Origin of the sequence: Pseudomonas sp. HR1 (assembly GCF_030175875.1) — a bacterium.
GTDB classification, from domain to species: domain Bacteria; phylum Pseudomonadota; class Gammaproteobacteria; order Pseudomonadales; family Pseudomonadaceae; genus Chryseomonas; species Chryseomonas oryzihabitans.
On sequence record NZ_JASNRF010000001.1, the window covers coordinates 880,591 to 898,109 of the forward strand.

Consider the following 17,519-nt stretch of genomic DNA (forward strand, 5'->3'; position numbering starts at 1 on the left):
TAAGGCGTCTTGCCTTACGGCCCCCTTAGCGCAACCTGACAACTGCCTGACAGCCGGTCAGCTCGCCGGTCACCCCCGTGAACCTCTTGGCAAAACAAGGGCTTAGCCCACGATGAATGGGGTGCCGGTGATCGGTGAGAGGCCTAGAATGCTGACCCCTGCCTCCCTGGCAGCCCCGAACCTGACACGAGAGACGACCGCGCCCATGCTGGACAACACCCTGAGCGAACTGGAAACCGCCATCCGCGACCTGCTGCAGCGCAACCAGCGTCTGACCGCCCGCACCCAGGAACTGGAGCAGGCCCTGCTGGCCGCGCGCGAGGAAAACGACACCCTGCAACTGAGTCTGCTGGAGCAGGAAGAACACGGCGCCAGCACCCGCCAGCGCGTGGAAGGCCTGCTGGCCCTGCTCTCCGCGCAGTCCGTCGAGCAGGCCGTGGCCGCCGACGCCGAGCAGCGCCACGCGGCCAGCGTCGAGTGAAGACCGCCAAGACGGGCGCCGACGACGAGGTGGAGGTGCTCGGTCGCCGCTACCGCTTCAAGGTGGCCGAAGGCGACCGCGCCGCCCTGCAACAGGCCGCCGCCCGCCTGCGCGACGAACTGGTCGCCATCCAGGGCGACCGCCGCCGCGGCGACGCCACCGAGCTGCTGGTGCTGGCCGCCCTGCGCCTGAGCCTGGACACCGCCGCCGACGCCGGCGCCCTCAATGCCTTCGACACCCGCCTCCAGGCCCTGACCGCCGAGGTCCGGGCGGCGCAGGAGGCGTAGGAAGCGGGTTGGAATAAGGAAGGCGCGCCGCACGGAGCTACCGACCTGCGCTGGACTCCGTAGGGTGGATGACGGCGCAGCCTCATCCACGATGGCACGGCACGCGGGTGGAAAACGTTCCGCGGTTTTCCACCCTACGCCAGCCCAACCCCCGCGACGCTCCGCCCCCTCTCCCTCCGGGAGAGGGCTGGGGTGAGGGTGCGGCTCCGCACGGAGCTACCGACCTGCGCTGGCCTCCGTAGGGTGAATGACGGCGCAGCCTCATCCACGACGGCACGGCACCCGCGTGGAAAACGCATTGCGGTTTTCCACCCTACGCCAGCCCAAGCCCCACGCCGCTCCGCCCCCTCTCCCTCCGGGAGAGGGCTGGGGTGAGGGCCACCCCAACCACCTCACCCCCGCACAACCGCCCTGCCCCGGCCATCTTGACCGCCCCGCGGCCCCGTGCGAGCTTCGGTGCCCCTTCCCCTGCCCCGGAGGTCCCTCATGTCGGGTATTCGCTGGCTCGCCCTTCCGCTCTTGAGCATCGCCCTCGGCGTCCAGGCCGCGCCGGCGCCGCTGCCGGCCCTGTTGGATGCCATGGCCCAGCGCCTAACGCTGGCCGATGGGGTCGCCCGCAGCAAGCACGACAGCGGCAAGCCGGTACTGGACGAAGCCCGCGAGCGCCAGGTGCTGCAGGAGGTCGCCCAGGCCGCGCCCGCAGCCGCCGTCTCCCCGGCCACCGCCCAGACCTTTTTTGCCGCCCAGATGGAAGCCAACAAGCTGGTGCAATACGGCCTGCTGCAGGCCTGGCGGCGCCACGAACGGCCGCTGCCCGCCAAGACGACGGACCTGACGACGCTCAGGACCCAGCTGAACGAACTCCAGGCCAGGCTGCTCGGCGGTCTCGCCGCCACCGGCGAACTGCGCGCCGCCGCGGACTGCCCGGCACAACTGGACCGCGCCCTCGCCGCCCACCTCGCCGCCGCCCGCCCCGATGATCTCCACCGCCTGGCCCTGGTGCGGGCGCTGGGCGATTTCTGCGCCCTGCCCCGCTGAGCGCCTGTGCATAATCGGCGCTACGGCGACCGAATCGCGTTGAATCCGAGGATCACCCATGCACATCCTGCTGGTCGAAGATGACGCCACCCTGGCCGACGGCATCCGCCGCGTCCTGGAAGGCCATGGCATGCAGGTCGACCTCCTGCGCAACGGCGCCGAGGCCGATGCCTGGCTGCGCACCACTCGCTTCGCCGTGGTGGTGCTGGACATCGGCCTGCCCGGTGGCCTGGACGGCTTCGAGGTGGTCCGCCGCCTGCGCCAGCGTGGCAGCGACCAGCCGGTGCTGCTGCTCACCGCCCGCGACGCCATCGACGACCGGGTGCACGGCTTCGAAGTGGGCGCCGACGACTACCTGGTCAAGCCCTTCGCCGTGCCCGAGCTGGTGGCGCGGATCAAGGCGCTGGTCCGCCGTGCCGGTGGCCAGAACAGCGCCGACCTGACCCTCGGCGCCCTGCGCCTGGACACCGCCGCCCACCAGGCGCGCCTCGGCGACACCGCGCTGGATCTCTCGGCCCGGGAGTGGGCGGTGCTCGAACACCTCTTGCGTCAGGCCGGCAAGGTGGTCTCCAAGCAGCAGATCATCGACGCCCTGGCGCCCTGGGGCAGCGAAGACCTGACCCACAACGCCGTGGAGGTCTATGTCTCGCGGCTACGGCTGAAACTGGCCGACTCCGGGGTCGGTATCCGCACCGTGCGCGGCTTCGGCTATCGCCTGGAAGAAGCCGCGCCATGACCGCCACCGCGCCCAGCCTGCGCCGACGGCTGCTGAAATGGCTGGTGCTGCCGGTGCTGCTGGTCAACCTCGGCGGCGCCGTGGTCAGCTACCAGTTCGCCCGCAAACCGGCCTTCAGCGCCCTGGACGGCGATCTCACCGACGCGGCGATCCTGCTGCTCGAACAGCTGGAGGTGGACGGCAACGGCCGCCTGTGGCTGCCGACCGAAGCCGACTACCTGCTGCGCCACAACAGCCACGACCACGTCTGGCTGGCGGTGCGCGCCCTCGACGGCCAGCTGCTGTTCGGCGATGCCGCCATGCCGGTCCAGGAGATCACCGACGAGATGCGCGACGGCCATACCACCGCCCTGCGCACCCGTATCAACGACCGCTCGGTGTTCATGGTCGGCCGCCTCGGCGAGGTGGCCGGGCAACCAGTGGTGGCCAGCGTGGCCCAGACCCTGAGTCGCCACACCGCCGCCCTGCAGCGCATGGTGCTGACCCTGGTGGCGGTGCAGATCCTGGTCGCCCTGCTGATCGCCGCCCAGCTGCTCTGGGCGGTGCGCCGCGGCCTAAAGCCGCTGGAACGGCTGGAGCGTCAGCTCGACAGTCGCCACTACGATGACCTGGCGCCGCTGCGCGAAGAGGGTGCGCCCCGCGAACTGGGCACCTTCGTCACCGCGCTCAACGGCCTGCTGCTGCGCATCCGCGAGGGTGCGCGCAACCAGCGCGCCTTTCTCGACGACATGGCTCACCAGCTGCGCACCCCGCTGGCGGGCATCAGCACCCTGACCCAGTGGCTGCGCCAGCGCCATGCCGGCGATGCCGAAAGCGCCGCGGCGCTGGCGCAACTCCAGGCCGCCACCGAGCGCATGACCCGCCAGACCAACCAGTTGCTGACCCTGGCCCGCGCCGCCACCGCGCGGCTGGAGAGTCCGCCGCGCGAGCCGCTGCGGCTGGACGAACTGATCGGCGAAGCCATGCCCAGCCAGCTGGCCCAGGCCGATGGCCACGGCATCGACCTAGGCTACGAACTGGAGCCGCAGACCGTGCAGGGCAACGCCTTCCAGCTGCGCGACCTGCTCGACAACCTGGTCGACAATGCCCTCAGATACACCCCGCGCGGCGGTCAGGTCACGGTCCGCCTGCGCGGCCAGGCCGGGGCCACGGTGCTGGAGGTGGAAGACGACGGCCCGGGTATTCCCGAGGCGGAGCGCGAACGCATCTTCGAGCGCTTCTATCGCCTCGACCGCGGCATCCATGGTACCGGCCTGGGGTTGGCCATCGTCCGCGACATCGCCACCGCCCACGACGCCGGCATCGAACTGGCCACCGCCACCGGCGGTCAGGGCCTGCGCGTGGCCATCCACTTCCCGCCCCTGGTCGTGCCTGCCGTGGAGGTCCCCGCGTAGGTTGAGCGCGCAGCCCAACAAAGTGTCGCCCTCCTGCCGCCTAAAAAATCATCGCGGCCATGGGCCGCTCCTACAGGCACGGACGCCACTGTAGGAGCGGTCGCTACGACGCACCGGCATGGCCGCGATACGCGATCAAGACAGTTGCTCCTACAGGCTGTGAGACAACCGTAGGAGCGGCCGCATCGGCGGACCGCCATGGCTGCGATCAGGTTGAGCTGGGCCCCGCGAAGCCCGATACACCCCGGCCCAACCCCTTACCGCCCCCGCCACCCCGGATTCTCCAGCAGCACCGCCATCCCCTGCCCACCGCCGATGCACACCGCTGCCACCCCGTACCTGAGCCCCTCGGCGCGCAGCTGGCGGGCCAGGGTGACGGCCAAGCGCAGGCCGGTGGCGGCCAGTGGATGACCCAGGGCGATGGCGCCGCCATGCACATTGAGTCGCGCCGGATCCAGTTCCAGAGCCTGCTGCACCGCCAGCAGCTGGGCGCCCTGGGCTTCGTTGATCTCCAGGCGGTCGATGGCCTCCAGCCTGAGGCCGGCGCGGTCGAGCAGGCCCTGGATGGCCGGTACCGGACCACTGCCCATGACGTCCGGCGACACCCCCACCACACAACTGCCGCGCATCCAGGCCAGCGCCCGCTCCGGCGCGGCGTCCGCGCCCCGTGCCAGCAGCACGGCGGCGGCGCCGTCGGCCACCGCGCAGCTATTGCCGGCGGTCTGCACCCCGCCCGGATGCACTGGCGTCAGCCGTGCCAGGGCCTCCCGCGAGGTCTCCCGCGGATGGCTGTCCTGCTCGACCCCCGCGCAGCCCCGCGGCAGACGCAACTCCCGCGGCGCCAGGCCTTCAGCCTCGAAGCGCGCCGCCGTCACCGGCACGACCTCCTCGCGAAACCAGCCCTGGCGCTGGGCTGCCAGGGCGCGCTCGAAACTCCGCAGCGCCCAGGCATCCACCGCCTCGCGGGCGATGCCATGGCGCTGGGCCAGGCGCTCGGCGGTGGCGATCATGTCCAGTCCGGCCGCCGGGTCCTTGAGCGCCTCCCAGAGAAAGTCGTGGAATTCCACCGGCGCGCCGAGGCGAAAGCCGCTGCGGTGGGTGTAGGCGGCGATGGGATTGCGGGTCATGGACTCGGCCGCCACGCACAGCACCCGGCTGGCCTGGCCGCTCTGCAACTGATCGCCAGCCTGGCGCAGCAGCTCAAGCCCCGTGCCGCAGACGCGTTGCACCTGCAGCGCCGGCACCGCCTCGGGCACCCCGGCATAGAGGCCGATATGGCGTGGCAGCAGATAGGCATCGAAGCTGGCCTGGGCCACCGAGCCGGCCAGCACGGAATCCACCGCTCCGGCCTCATGCCCGCGCGCCAGCAGCGCCCGCGCCACGGCGATGCCCAGGTCGGTGGGCGACACCTGCCCCAGGGCGCCATTCAGATCGGTCCAGGGCGTGCGCACGCCATCCAGCAGCAGGACATCGTCGTAGAGCGCAGTCATTCCAATGGGCATCGGCTCCTCCTCTATTGCAGCAGATAGGCGTCGTAGACCACCGCCTTGCCCAGGCGCATGGCGCTGCCCACGCCCAGGGCGCGGTTGAGCCAGGCATAGGCTGGTGCGGCGGTCTCGAAAGTCAGGGTGACGCGAAAGAAATAGCGCCGGGGATCCACCGGCTTGCCGGCGGCCAGCTCGCGCATCACCTCCGGCGGGCCATAGCGATAGCCCTTGGTCTGCAGATAGATCAGGGCGCCATCGTCGGTCTGCAGCAGATAGCGGGTGTCGATGATGGCCAGGCCATCGGCGGTCACCACCTGCCAGTCGGCGCCGTTGTTGAGGATCCGTCCATGCAGGCGCTGGCCGTCGAAGCGGCCGCCGGTGATGGGGATGATGCGCCGCTTGCCCAGGTCACTGGTCTGGCCCAGCTCCCAGACCGGGGCGTCGAGGGCCACCTCGAAGCGCGCCAGGGGTTCGAGCTGCAGCGGCGGTGGCGTGGCGGTGGCCGGATCGCCGTCCGTGGTGGCCGCCCGGGCCAGGCCAGTCAGCGTCAGCAGGGTGACGAGCAGCACACTACGCATGCCCAGGCGCCTCCGCGTGGGTGGTAGCCGCCGGCACCGGTGCCCGCCGGTGCAGCAGGGCCAGCACCGCGCCTGCGGCCACCAGTACCGCCGGGGTGGTGGCCACCACTAGGGTCGCCGCGCCACCGCCCAGGGCCAGGACCTGCCCCGCCAGCAGTGGGCCGGCCATGGCGCCCAGGCGTCCGACCGCCACCGCCGCGCCGGTTCCGGTCGCCCGCACCGCCGCCGGATAGAGCTGCGGCGCCAGGGCATAGAGCACCAGTTGGCCGCCGACCACGAACAGCCCGGCGGCGAAACCGGCCAGGACCACCAGCGGATAGGCCTTGGCCAGCCCTAGCCCGGCCAGACCCAGCAGGATGCCCAGGTAGATGGCCAGCACCGTCAGCCGCGGCCGCCAGCGATCCATGAGCAGGCCGAACAGCACCGAACCGATGCCGCCGCCCAGGTTGAAGAGGATCTGCACCCCCACCGCCTGGCCGCGGCTGAAGCCCTGCCCCACCAGCAGCGACGGCAGCCAGTTGAGCAGCATGTACATCACCGTGAGGGTGAAGAAGTAGCCCAGCCACAGCAGCAGGGTGGTCGACAGCGGGATGGCGCCCAGCCAGGCCCCGCGCGGACTACCCGCCTGAGTCCCGCCTCGCTTGCGCAGAAAGCCGGCGGTCTCCGCCAGGTAACGCCCGAGCAGCGGCGCCACCAGCAGCGGCGCCAGGCCGCCGACATAGAACACCGTCTGCCAGCGGCCGACGTCCAGCAGCCCCACCACCGCCGCCAGGGCGCCGCCCAGGGGCACGCCGCAATACATCAGGCTGACCGCCGTGGCGCGGGCGCGCTCGTCCACCGACTCGGCGGACAGGGCGATCAGATTGGGCAGGGCGCCGCCCAGACCGATGCCGGTGAGCAGTCGCGCCAGCAGCAGGCTCTCCAGACTCCAGACATGGGCGGTGGCCACCGAGAAGACGCCAAAGATCAGCACGCAGGCGATCAGCACCTTCTTGCGGCCGATGCGATCGGCGCACCAGCCGCCGATGAAGGCGCCGGGCAAGAGGCCGAGGATGCTGGCGCTGAACACCAGGCCCATCTGCCCCGGCTGGAAGCCGAAGGCCTTGGCCATGGCCGGGGCGGCGATGCCCATGGCCTGGAGGTCCATGCCCTCCAGCAGGGCGACGATGAAGCACAGCAGCAGAGTCAGGCGGGCCCCGGGCGGGGCGGTCGAGAGCAGGCGCATGGTGGACTCCTCAGAAGCGGAAGGTGGTAGCAGCCATCAGGAAGCTGGTGTCGTCGCCATCGGCCTGGCGCACGGCGGCGCCGGCCTGGAAGTAGCTGTATTCCAGGTCCAGGGTCAGGTTGGCGGTGGGCATCCAGCGCAGGTTGTTGCGCCAGAGGGTGCCGGCCTTGCGCGCCGAGCTGGCCGCGGTGCCCGGCACCGTGGTCATGCCCGGCAGGTAGACGCCGTCTTCGGTGCTCTGCCGCCAGACGCCGAACAGTCCGCTCTCCAGCTGCAGCGTCGGCCGGGGCGCCAGGGTCAGCAGCGGCCCGACCAGATAGAGGTTGGCCAGGGTGGTGAGCCCGGAGTCGCCATAGAAACCGTTCTTGGGAAAGAGCGGATCGAAGGTGCCGACGCGGTCGTCGCCCGGGCCGTGATCGCCGCTGGCGGCGTCCACCCGCAAGGCCAGCCGCGGCTTCCAGGCGCCGCCCAGGCGATAGCCGGTTTCGCTGCTCAGGCCCCAGGCGCGGATCCGGGCGCCGGCCAGATGCCCGCCCTGCCCGGCCAGGTCCCAGCTCCAGTCCCAGGGACCGGCGTTGCCGAACAGACGGAAGCCGGCGGTGTAGCGCTTTTCCGCGCCGGTCAGGCCATCCAGGGTGCGCTGGTCGGTCTCCAGACCGAAGCCGTAGACGTCGAGCTTGAGCGGCCCGGTCAGCGGCAGGGTGCCATAGAGACCATAGAACTTGACCGCGTTGTTGGAGCCGTCGTCGAAGCTGTCTTCGCCGGTCACCACGGGCCGCAGGCCGAAGGCGTCCAGCCGGTAGCCGTCCGGACGGGTCCAGGCCAGGCGCAGGCCGTCGAAGTTGAGGCGGATGTTGCGCGCGTCGCGGTAGGTGACGAAGGCCTGGTTGCCGTAGCCCAGCTCCTGGCGACCGATGCGGGTCATCAGCTTGCCACCGGCCAGCGGCGTGTTGAGGTCGATGAAGGCCTGGTGCAGTTCGGTGCGGCTCTGGTCGTAGGGGCCGTAGAGCGCCTTGTTCCAGGCGCGGGTGTTTTCCAGCTGGACGAAGGCGCGCAGGGCGTCATCGAACAGGTGCAGGTCGGCGTGCAGTTGCAGGCGCTGCTGGATGTAGTGATCGGTATCCACCCCGCGCCGGCCAAAGACCGGATTGCGGATGGTGTCGAAGCGGTAGCGCGCCTCGCCACCGGTCTGCAGCCAGGCCGAGTCGCTAAGGCGCTGGTAGCGCAACCCGTCGAAGGGATCGGTGCGTTTTTGCGGATCGTCGAGGAAGCGATAGTCCTCGGCCCAGCGCGGCGGTCCGGGCGGCAGGGGACGCGCCGTCTCCAGGCTGTTGAGCGGCTTGGGGCGGGCGCTTTCCAGGGTGGTGGAAGGCGCGGCCAGCGCACCCTGGCTGGCGAGCAGGGCGGCGAGAGCGGTAAAGGCGAGGCACGAGCGGGCCCGTGCGCAGGCCGGAAGCGAGCGCGAACAAGACATGAGATGACCGTCCTGACTGAGGATGCGGAAGGCGCCGCGGGGCGCGCGGATCAGGGCCTAGCGGGCGCGGATCGGGTAGCGGTCAGGCGGGAGGGTAGTTGGATAGCGAGCTGACATGGCGGGTGTCCCTTTGTTGTTGTTGTCGTCACCGTGGGGGCCGGGTGGCCCTGGTTCGATGATGGTCGATGGCAGAAATGGATCAAGCCATCCGACCCGAATCTGGCCGATTACCGAACGTTATATTTATTAACTTTATGCCTGCGGGACGACCGGTCACCGGGGTCTCGCAACGTCTTCTGTATCGCGCTTTGTAACAATGCCCGCCCTTGAGGGGTCCATCAGGAGGCCCGTACGGGTTAAGGTTCCTTCTCTCACGATCGAAAAGGCGAACTCATGAGCTTCAAGACTCCCCTCCTGCTGGCTGGCGCCGCGCTCTTCACCCTGCTGGCCGGTTGCGGCTCGCACGAAACCCAGAGCAGCCCGGCGGCCGCCTCCTCGGCCCCAAGCGGCGCCGTCAGCAGCAGTGGCCGGTGCAACTCCGACGCGGTCCAGGATCTGGTCGGCAAGGCCCTCTCCCCGGCCCTGGCCGAAGAAGGCCGGCAGCGCGCCGGTGCCCAGGTCGTTCGCGTGGTCCGTCCGCAGGACCCCATGACCATGGACTTCAACTCCCAGCGCCTGACCATTACCACCAGCGCCAGCCTGGTGGTGCAGACCGCCACCTGCGGCTGATCCCCCTCGCGCCCCACGACCTGCCGGCCACCGCCGCGCAGGTCGGCGCCTGCCGCTAGAGGCCGAAGCCCTGGCGCAGGGCTGCCACGCTGTGGAAGTGAAAGGCCGGGCGGTGGCGCTCCAGCTCTTCCCGGCTGCCGAAGCCGTAGCTCAGGGCCACCGCCGCCACGCCATTGGCCTGGGCGGCGATCAGGTCGTGCTCGCGGTCACCCAGCATCAGGCAGGTCTCCGGCGCCAGGCCTTCGGTGTCCAGCACGAAACGCAGCAGCTCGGTCTTGTCGGTGCGGGTGCCGTCCAGCTCGCTGCCATGCAGGGCGATGAAGAACTCCGTCAGCGCGAAGTGCCGGAGGATCTCCACGGCGAACACCCGCGGCTTGGCCGTCACCAGATAGAGCCGTCGCCCGGCCGCCTGCAGCGCGGCCAGCAACTCGCGGATGCCTGCATAGACCTCGTTTTCATAGAGACCGGTGGCGCGGAAATACCCGCGATAGGCCGCCACCGCGCGCCAGGCGCGCGCCTCGTCGAAGCCGTAGTGGGTCATGAAACTCTGCAGCAGCGGCGGACCGATAAAGACCTCCAGCCTGCGCAGATCGGGCTCCTCGATCCCCTCGGTGCGCAGCGCCACCTGGATCGCCCGGGTGATGCCCAGGCGCGAATCGGTGAGGGTGCCATCGAGATCGAACAGCAGATGGGGGTGATGCATGGGGCGTCCTGGGCGGCGGAGATCCCCGTCAGTATGGCGACCGGCGGCAGAGATCGGTAGGCTCGACCGCTCCACTGGAAATGAGTCTTGTTCGCTGATGCCTCTGTCGCCGCTCTCCTCTCGCCGCCCCCCACGCTGCACCTGGCTGGCCCTGCCGCTGCTGCTGGCCCTGGCCCTGCCGGGCCAGGCGCGCCCCATCGATCAGCCCATGGACGCCCAGGTGCTCCAGCAGCCGGGCCACGGCTATGCCTTCAGCGAACTCCAGCTGGATTCCACCGACGGCGCCCGCCATTACCAGGTGTGGATCGCCCGACCCGCCACCCCGGCGCCGGCCACCGGCTATCCGGTGCTCTATCTGCTCGATGGCAACGCCGCCCTGGGCGGGCTGAATGCCGAATTGCTCGACACCCTGGCCAAGCGGCCCCATCCGCCCGTGCTGGTGGCGGTGGGTTACACGGGCGGCAAGCGTATCGATGGCCCGGGTCGGGCCTATGACTACACGCCCTCGGCCCCCACCAGCGAGCGCTTTCGCGAGATGGCCACCGGCGGCGCCGACGTCTTTCTCGCCTGGCTGCTGGAGCGCCTGGAGCCGGCGGTGGCCCGTCAGGTTCCCCTGGATCCTGACCAGCGCGCACTCTGGGGTCATTCCCTGGGCGGGCTGCTCGTCCTCCACGCCCTGCTCACCCGTCCGGACGCCTTCGCCGAGGGCTACGCCGTGAGTCCTTCGCTGTGGTGGAGTCCCACCGTGCTGCCGCAAGACGACGAGCAATTGAAGGCGCGCTTCCAGGCCCATCCGGTCCGCCTGGTGCTGCTGCAGGGCGGCGCCGAGCGCGAACTGCCCGCGCACTTCCAGAGCGAGGTCCCCGCCGATGCCACCCGGCGCCTGGCCGACCGCCTCGGCCAGCTCCCCGGCATCCGGGTGCGCTACGAGGTGCTCGAAGGGCTGGGCCACGGCCCCATGCTGCCGGCCTCGCTGCAGGCCGTGTTGAGCGAGTGGCGCTAGGACGGGAACGGGAAACGATCGCAGCGGACATTGTTGGACTATCTGGTCCGAGCTCCACCGTTAAGCCCCTTACTCGCTTCCGCTCGTCGAGCGTAATGTCTAGTACGTCACAAAGTCTCGTTACACTCTCTGGGTCACTGATGGATCACCAGGACGCTCACCCACGCCACGGATTGGCCAGGATCTACTCCCGATTTCTCTCCTTGCTCCTGGCGTCATTCCCCGCGAGCCCCTGCTGGTCCATCTGACCTGCCAGCATCGCGTGCGGAGGGCATGCGATCCCGGCAGCTGAAAGCCACATTGCTCAGCACAAGGGATCTATGAAAAAAGCACTGATGTTCGCCGTCGCCACCGGCTTGGTCACCCTCATGGGGTGCGCCACCGAGTCCTCACGCTCGCTGGAAGTCCAGCAGGTCGCCTCCGCCCACACTGCCTACCAGGGCATTCGCCAGCCCATCGCCGTGGGCAAGTTCGACAATCGCTCCAGCTACATGCGCGGGCTGTTTTCCGACGGCGTGGATCGCCTCGGAGGCCAGGCCAAGACGGTCTTGATCACTCACCTGCAGCAGTCCAACCGCTTCAATGTGCTCGACCGCGACAACCTGGCCGAGATCGCCCAGGAAAGTGGCTTCGCCAAGAAGAGCCAGCAAATCAAGGGCGCCAACTACGTGGTGACCGGTGACGTCACCGAGTTCGGCCGCAAGGAAGTGGGTGACCAGCAGCTGTTCGGCATCCTCGGGCGCGGCAAGTCGCAGATCGCCTACGCCAAGGTCGACCTGAACATCGTCGACGTGCGTACCTCGGAGGTCGTCTATTCCGTCCAGGGCGCTGGCGAATACAGCCTGTCCAACCGCGAGGTAGTCGGCTTCGGCGGTACCGCGAGCTACGACTCGACCCTCAACGGCAAGGTCCTGGACCTCGCCATCCGTGAAGCCGTGACCCGGCTGGTCAACGGCATCGACAGCGGCGCTTGGCGCCCCGCCCAGTAAGCAAGGAAGCTCCCATGAACAGCGTATTCCGGCCCCGTGCCGCGATGATGTCGCTCCTTCTCGCCACCGCCGTGCTCGGCGGTTGCGCCGCCAACCAGCCTCGCCCGCTCTACTACTGGCCGGGCTATCAGGAACAGGTCTACGGCCACTTCACCAAGCAGAGTGCACCGGAGCAGCAGATCGCCGAACTCGAGGCGGGCCTGCAGAAGGCGCGCGCCGCCGGCCTGACCCCCGCACCGGGCTATCACGCCCAGCTCGGCATGCTCTACGCCGAAGTCGGCAAGACCGACCAGGTCCGCCAGCAGTTCGAGACGGAGAAGTCGCTCTTCCCCGAATCGACCGCCTACATGGACTTCCTCATGCGCAACCTGGCGAAGAACTAAGGAGCCGACCATGCCCAGACACCTGATCAAGGCCCTGACCCTGCTGGCCACCCTCGCCTTCCTCGGCGGCTGCGCCAACCAACAGAAAGTCTATGACTACACAGCCTTCCGCGAGAGCAAGCCGGCCTCCGTGGTCATCCTGCCGCCAGTGAACAAATCGCCCGACATCAAGGCCAGCTACAGCGTGCTCGCCCAGCTCAGCTATCCCCTGGGCGAAGCCGGCTACTACGTTCTGCCCGTCGCCCTGGTGGACGAGACCTTCAAGCAGAACGGCCTGCTCCACCCGGACGAGATGCAGGCCGCCCCGCCGCCCAAGCTGCGCGAGATCTTCGGCGCCGACGCCGCTCTCTACACCGAAGTGACCCGCTATGGCACCTCCTACCACGTCATCAGCAGCGAGACCGCCGTCGTCGTCACCGCCAAGCTGGTCGACCTGCGTAGCGGCAAGCTGCTCTGGGAAGGCGCCGCCGCCGCCAGCACCGCCGAACAGCAGCAGAACAGCGGAGGTGGCCTGGTCGGCATGCTGATCACCGCCGCCGTCACCCAGATCGTCAACTCCATCAACGACCGCGGCCACGAGATGGCCGGCATCGCCGGCGTCCGCCTGCTCACGCTGAGACCCAACGGCGTCCTGCCCGGCCCGCATTCGCCGCTGTATGGGAAGGATCTGGCGGCGCGTTGACTCCAGTCTTGCGGATGAATCGATACGGATAGTCGAGAGGCGCCGCGAGGCGCCTCGGGAGGAAACGGTGAACACGCCTGAGCTTTACCGGAAGCCGGAAAATCTGGCGAGCCTGGGCAGCCGGCTTGCGGCACAGCTCATAGACGGCCTAGTGGTCTTGCTGCTGCTTGTCTTCGCCAAGTCGACCGGCTGGATAGCCTTCCCTTGGTCAATGGTGGGGGCCTATAGCCAACTGCTGGCTTTTGCCTTGGTCATAGCCTACTTCCTCTTCAGCGACAGCCTGCCGAACGGCCAAAGCCTAGGGAAAAGACTCCTGGGTATCGTCGTGGTCGACGAGCGCAGCTACCTGAACTGCAATCCGTGGCAGTCCTTTCTGCGCAACATCACCACGCCCTTTCTCAGCGTCATCGACTGGATCTTCATCTTCTTCGGCTCCCGGAAGCGGCTGGGCGACATGCTGGCCAACACCGTGCTCCTCAAAGAAAAGCGGTCGGTCAGCCCATGAACGCCAATGGCCTATCTAGCGGCGCCGGAGACGCAGGGCAGCGGCTCGCTACGCCACTGTCGCCAGACCGGCTCCCACCCCTGAGCGTGGTCCGCCTCCACCGTCACCAGTTGCGTGCAGCTACCCCCGACCTTGCGTCGATAACCGTCGGCCAGCGCGGCGGGAATCACGGTATCCAGGCGTCCTACCAGATGCCGTTGGGGGATGGCACGCAAGGCTTCAGGCCTGGCCAAAGGGTCCAGCGACTCGTACAGCGGTTGCAAGTGCTGCAGAGCCGTCCAGGCCAGGGGATCCAGATTGCCCGCCAAGGTCTGGACGGCCACCACATCCTGGCGCCGCTCGGCCAACAACAGGGCAATGGCCGCCCCTCCGGAATAGCCGACCAGCTCGAACTGCCGGACCCGATAACGCCTTTTCAACTCGTCGAGCGCCACCTGGAAACTAGCGATCACCGCGCTACCGAAGCGGGCCGACGTCCAGCTGGCGACGCTACAGCCACTTCCTTTGACGAATTGGCAGGGGCGACCGAGATAGGCGACGGAACCCGGATCACCCAGGGCGAGGCGCGGCACCAGCAGATTGCGCGGAGTGGGGTCGAGGCTGGGTTGGGTCGCGGTGGCCCAGGCGCGGCCGTCGCCTTCGAGGTAAACGCGCAGACGGCCTTCCTGCGTCGGTCGTGCCGGAGCCAGTCCGAGGATGGGAAGAGCTGTACTACCGAGCCGCTCGACGTGCAGATCACTGCCAGCCACCAAGGTGGCCAGCCGCTGCTGGGGCGAGGTGCAGCCGATAAGGCTCAGGTAGATGCCGAGCAACAGGGCCAATCCATAGCGCTTCATGCGAGCACTCCCTCGAGCGTCAATGACCGGTAGCCGCAGTTAGTTGCAGCGAAGGCGATGCTAGCTCAAATCGGCACAAGGACCTCGCCTCCATGAACGGATTTCCGTTAGCGGCGGCCAGCGCGTGAAAACAAAGTAAAAATTAATTTATCGACAGCCAGTAAAAACTTACGAGCACTCAAATGAAATTAAAGACCTTCAAAAAATCCCTACTCGCCATCAGCATCGGCGCCATCGCACAACAATCTTTCGCGCTCAGCTACGACGTTTCTGGCGGTGCCAGAGATTTTTCGAATCAAACCATCAGTGATGGTTTCCAGCTTTCCGGCTCACGCACCGGAACGCTGACCAGCAACGAGAGCAACATCCAACTCAGAGGAAGCTCTGTAACGGGAGACTTCCTGAATAGCTCCACCATTTCCGTGGATGGAAACAGCTTCAGAGTCATCGGCGTGGGTGTACAGCCCGGCTTCAACTCTGGCCTGACCCGTATCAGCGGCAGTGTCATAAACACTGGCACCATCGAACTTCGCAACGCCGGTAATGCAGAAGGCTTCGAAATAGGCCATACCATCATTGGCGGCTCCATCATAAACAACGGCACCATCTTCGTATCCCGCTCTACTTCTAGTCTCTATGGCGAGCCGGAAGCCATGTATATCCATGGCGCCCAGATAGCGGGCGATGTCATCAACAATGGAACCATCAGTGCCGTTGGCTATGAAACCACGGCTTTGATTTTCGACGTCGACACCCCCAACGTGCTGTCCATTGGTGGAAAGATCATCAATAACGGCACGATCAAGACAGTCGGCGACGAGTCCATCGCCTTCGACCTGGAAGCGACTACCACACGCGGCGTCACCATAGAAAACAGCGGGCTGATTTCGTCGACGGGACAGGCGTCGAATGCCCTGTCCTTCTACGACGTGCAAATAGACCAGATACTCAATACCGGAACCATTGAGGCCCGTGGGCAGGATGCCATCGCCTTCCACACCCATGATGCCCTCTACACCACAGCCAACTCCACGGGTGCGCGTGGCCTGGTCAACAGAGGCGTCATCTATTCAGATGGCATCGCCATCCTGGCAGAACGCACTCAAACCTCCCCATTCGAAATCAACCAGCAAGCCGGCTCCATCACCAGCGCCAGCGGCACCGCCATCTCCGGCAACGGCGTCGCCAGCCTGAACTGGACCGGCGGCACCATCCAGGGCGATATCCTGGGCGTCACCGGCACCACCGTAGCCGGCAACGCCACCTTCGTGGGGGCTCACCTCATCAAGTCCAACGTGAACGTGAACAGCGGCACCTTCGGCTTGACCACCCAAGGTGCCAGCATGGGCGGCAACCTGGCGGTCGCCAATGGCGCGGCCCTGGGCCTGCAGCTATCCAACGCCACCCAGCCCACTACGCCTTATCTGACCGTCGGCGGCAATGCCAGCTTCGCCAACGGCTCGCGTATTCAGCTCGGTGCAGAGCCGGGCAACTTCACTGCCACCGCAGCCGGTACCCAGTACAACTTGATCAGCGCCAATCAGGTCACCAACAACGGCCTGGTGGTTGCGAGCAGCAGCCCGCTGCTCGCCGTACGCAGCTATACCAGTGACAACAACACGGTGAAGGCTGTAGTAACGGTGCAGTCCGACCAGCAGGTAGGCCAGGAACTGGGGGCAGCAGGTGCCTCCGCTAATGACGTCGTGGCCCTGAACACCTTCAAGCGCGGCGTACTGGGCACCCTGTCAGCGTCCGATCCGATCTTCCAGGCCTTCACCTCGACCTCTTCGCCCCAGGGTCTCGCTCGACTGAGCGAACGCCTGGCACCCGAAACCAATGGCGGCGCCGTCACGGCAGCCATGGCCGGCCAGTCGGCGACCAGCGCGGCCATCGGCGGTCGCCTCAGCGGGCAGCGCAACGGTCTTTCCTCTGGTGATGTTCTGACCGACACCGGTATCTGGATCCAGGGCCTCACCGGTAACGCCGATCAGAGCACCCGCGATGGAATCGAAGGCTACTCTTCCAACACCTCGGGCATCGCCATCGGCGCCGACGGTAAGCTCAACCCCAACACCACCCTGGGCTTGGCGTACAGCTACGCCAACACCAACGTGGGCTCGGATAACGGCAACCGGACGGACGTCCAAAGTCACCTCTTCACCCTCTATGGGTCCTGGAGCGCCGGTAACTGGTTCACCGATGGCAACCTGTCCTACGGCCGCGGCAGCAATGAAGGCAAGCGCTACATCGTCGGCACCCAGGCCAAGGGCGACTACGACAGCGACCTCATCGCCCTCAACGCCTTGAGCGGTTATACCTTCCAGCTCAATCGCCAACTCATCCTCGAACCGCGGGTCGCGGCGCGTTACGCCAACGTACGGACGGATGCTTTCAGCGAACACGGCTCGGTGGCGGCACTGCGCAACGGCAGCCAGAGATACGAGCAAGGCGACCTCGGCGCCGGGCTGCGCCTGGCAGCGGATCTGCCGCTGTTCCAGGGCACCCTCAAACCCGAAGCGACCCTGATGGCCTACCACGACATGATCGGTGATCGCATCAGCCAGACCTCGGCCTTCGTCCGCGGCGGCGACAGCTTCATCGTGACCGGCGCCTCCCCTGTTCGCGACAGCTACGAAGGTACCCTGGGGATCAGCTACGCCCTCGACGCCTTCACCGTCGGTGCCACCTATAGCTACCAGGCGAAATCTGGCTACGACGCCGACTCCCTGGTGCTGAAGGCTCGGTACGACTTCTAAGGGGTATCAAGGCCTGCCCGGTGCGGACCGGGTAGGCCGTATCCTGACGATGCCATGTGCACGGCCGAGAACTGCCTGGCTATCAGGCTCCATCCTCGATCAAGCCTAGTGGCAGCTTACTTTGCAGAGGTAATACGCTGCCTAACTATTTCATATGGTCCCTGCACTATCAGGGCTTTCGGACGTGACCAATAAATGAACAGAGTCGGTTATCAAGCACTGGCATGGATCGC

The 17,519-nt window shown here is 67.4% G+C and carries 18 protein-coding genes; 12 read left to right on the forward strand and 6 right to left on the reverse strand.

Features of this window, described 5'->3' with window-relative positions; translation table 11 throughout:
- Window positions 1-148 precede the first annotated feature (148 nt).
- From QKY98_RS03995 to QKY98_RS04015, 5 genes are all read left to right on the forward strand, one after another.
- Entirely contained in the window at window positions 149-481 is a 333-nt protein-coding gene (locus QKY98_RS03995) for a hypothetical protein (RefSeq protein WP_284670363.1), read from the forward strand.
- Window positions 478-768, forward strand: a complete 291-nt coding sequence (gene zapA / locus QKY98_RS04000; protein ID WP_284670364.1) for a cell division protein ZapA — start codon at window positions 478-480, stop codon at window positions 766-768. Before QKY98_RS03995 ends, zapA begins: the two co-directional genes overlap by 4 nt.
- Before the next feature lie 486 nt (window positions 769-1,254).
- On the forward strand, window positions 1,255-1,806 hold the full coding sequence (locus QKY98_RS04005; protein WP_284670365.1) for a chorismate mutase: 552 nt from the start codon (window positions 1,255-1,257) through the stop codon (window positions 1,804-1,806).
- Window positions 1,807-1,864: 58 nt separating this feature from the next.
- The gene (locus tag QKY98_RS04010) at window positions 1,865-2,542 is read left to right on the forward strand and encodes a response regulator transcription factor (protein ID WP_007160283.1); all 678 of its coding nucleotides are present in this window, start codon (window positions 1,865-1,867) and stop codon (window positions 2,540-2,542) included.
- Window positions 2,539-3,936, forward strand: coding sequence for a sensor histidine kinase (locus QKY98_RS04015; protein ID WP_027598588.1), 1,398 nt, complete (start codon window positions 2,539-2,541; stop codon window positions 3,934-3,936). Before QKY98_RS04010 ends, QKY98_RS04015 begins: the two co-directional genes overlap by 4 nt.
- 257 nt (window positions 3,937-4,193) lie before the next feature.
- Here the strand turns inward: QKY98_RS04015 and QKY98_RS04020 are convergent, their stop codons facing one another.
- The 4 genes from QKY98_RS04020 to QKY98_RS04035 are packed head-to-tail and all read right to left on the reverse strand — an operon-like array spanning window position 4,194 to window position 8,700.
- On the reverse strand, window positions 4,194-5,426 hold the full coding sequence (locus QKY98_RS04020; RefSeq protein ID WP_502945079.1) for a thiolase family protein: 1,233 nt from the start codon (window positions 5,424-5,426) through the stop codon (window positions 4,194-4,196).
- 23 nt (window positions 5,427-5,449) lie between these two features.
- On the reverse strand, window positions 5,450-6,001 hold the full coding sequence (locus QKY98_RS04025) for a DUF3237 domain-containing protein (protein ID WP_115946184.1): 552 nt from the start codon (window positions 5,999-6,001) through the stop codon (window positions 5,450-5,452).
- Window positions 5,994-7,226 (reverse strand): 3-(3-hydroxy-phenyl)propionate transporter MhpT, encoded by a 1,233-nt coding sequence (mhpT, locus tag QKY98_RS04030; RefSeq protein WP_115946185.1) that lies wholly within the window; start codon window positions 7,224-7,226, stop codon window positions 5,994-5,996. The genes QKY98_RS04025 and mhpT overlap by 8 nt, the downstream gene beginning before the upstream one ends.
- Window positions 7,227-7,236: 10 nt before the next feature.
- Window positions 7,237-8,700, reverse strand: coding sequence for an alginate export family protein (locus QKY98_RS04035; RefSeq protein ID WP_284670367.1), 1,464 nt, complete (start codon window positions 8,698-8,700; stop codon window positions 7,237-7,239).
- A 393-nt stretch (window positions 8,701-9,093) separates the two neighbouring features.
- Here QKY98_RS04035 and QKY98_RS04040 point away from each other — a divergent pair, with 393 nt between their 5' ends.
- Window positions 9,094-9,429 (forward strand): I78 family peptidase inhibitor, encoded by a 336-nt coding sequence (locus QKY98_RS04040; RefSeq protein ID WP_007160277.1) that lies wholly within the window; start codon window positions 9,094-9,096, stop codon window positions 9,427-9,429.
- Window positions 9,430-9,484: 55 nt separating this feature from the next.
- On the opposite strand, the gene QKY98_RS04045 is transcribed toward QKY98_RS04040, so the two are convergent.
- Window positions 9,485-10,132 carry an HAD hydrolase-like protein gene (locus QKY98_RS04045; protein WP_284670368.1) on the reverse strand — a complete coding sequence of 216 codons (648 nt, stop codon included), beginning with the start codon at window positions 10,130-10,132 and terminating at the stop codon, window positions 9,485-9,487.
- 97 nt (window positions 10,133-10,229) lie between these two features.
- Here QKY98_RS04045 and QKY98_RS04050 point away from each other — a divergent pair, with 97 nt between their 5' ends.
- The 5 genes from QKY98_RS04050 (at window position 10,230) to QKY98_RS04070 (ending at window position 13,694) form a co-directional block, all read left to right on the forward strand.
- Window positions 10,230-11,135: an alpha/beta hydrolase gene (locus tag QKY98_RS04050; RefSeq protein ID WP_284670369.1), complete on the forward strand. Its 906-nt coding sequence runs from the start codon at window positions 10,230-10,232 to the stop codon at window positions 11,133-11,135.
- Window positions 11,136-11,455: 320 nt separating this feature from the next.
- The gene (locus QKY98_RS04055) at window positions 11,456-12,124 is read left to right on the forward strand and encodes a CsgG/HfaB family protein (RefSeq protein ID WP_169854659.1); all 669 of its coding nucleotides are present in this window, start codon (window positions 11,456-11,458) and stop codon (window positions 12,122-12,124) included.
- 14 nt (window positions 12,125-12,138) lie between these two features.
- Window positions 12,139-12,507 (forward strand): DUF4810 domain-containing protein, encoded by a 369-nt coding sequence (locus tag QKY98_RS04060; RefSeq protein ID WP_169854658.1) that lies wholly within the window; start codon window positions 12,139-12,141, stop codon window positions 12,505-12,507.
- Window positions 12,508-12,517: 10 nt separating this feature from the next.
- Entirely contained in the window at window positions 12,518-13,189 is a 672-nt protein-coding gene (locus QKY98_RS04065) for a DUF799 domain-containing protein (RefSeq protein WP_169854657.1), read from the forward strand.
- 67 nt (window positions 13,190-13,256) lie between these two features.
- The gene (locus tag QKY98_RS04070) at window positions 13,257-13,694 is read left to right on the forward strand and encodes an RDD family protein (RefSeq protein WP_284670370.1); all 438 of its coding nucleotides are present in this window, start codon (window positions 13,257-13,259) and stop codon (window positions 13,692-13,694) included.
- 11 nt (window positions 13,695-13,705) lie between these two features.
- Here QKY98_RS04070 and QKY98_RS04075 read toward each other — a convergent pair whose 3' ends face one another.
- Complete coding sequence (locus QKY98_RS04075; protein WP_169854655.1) at window positions 13,706-14,530, reverse strand: alpha/beta hydrolase family protein; 825 nt, start codon at window positions 14,528-14,530, stop codon at window positions 13,706-13,708.
- A 182-nt stretch (window positions 14,531-14,712) separates the two neighbouring features.
- Between QKY98_RS04075 and QKY98_RS04080 the strand changes: the two genes are divergently transcribed.
- Complete coding sequence (locus tag QKY98_RS04080; RefSeq protein WP_284670371.1) at window positions 14,713-17,286, forward strand: autotransporter family protein; 2,574 nt, start codon at window positions 14,713-14,715, stop codon at window positions 17,284-17,286.
- The last annotated feature ends 233 nt before the right edge of the window (window positions 17,287-17,519 follow it).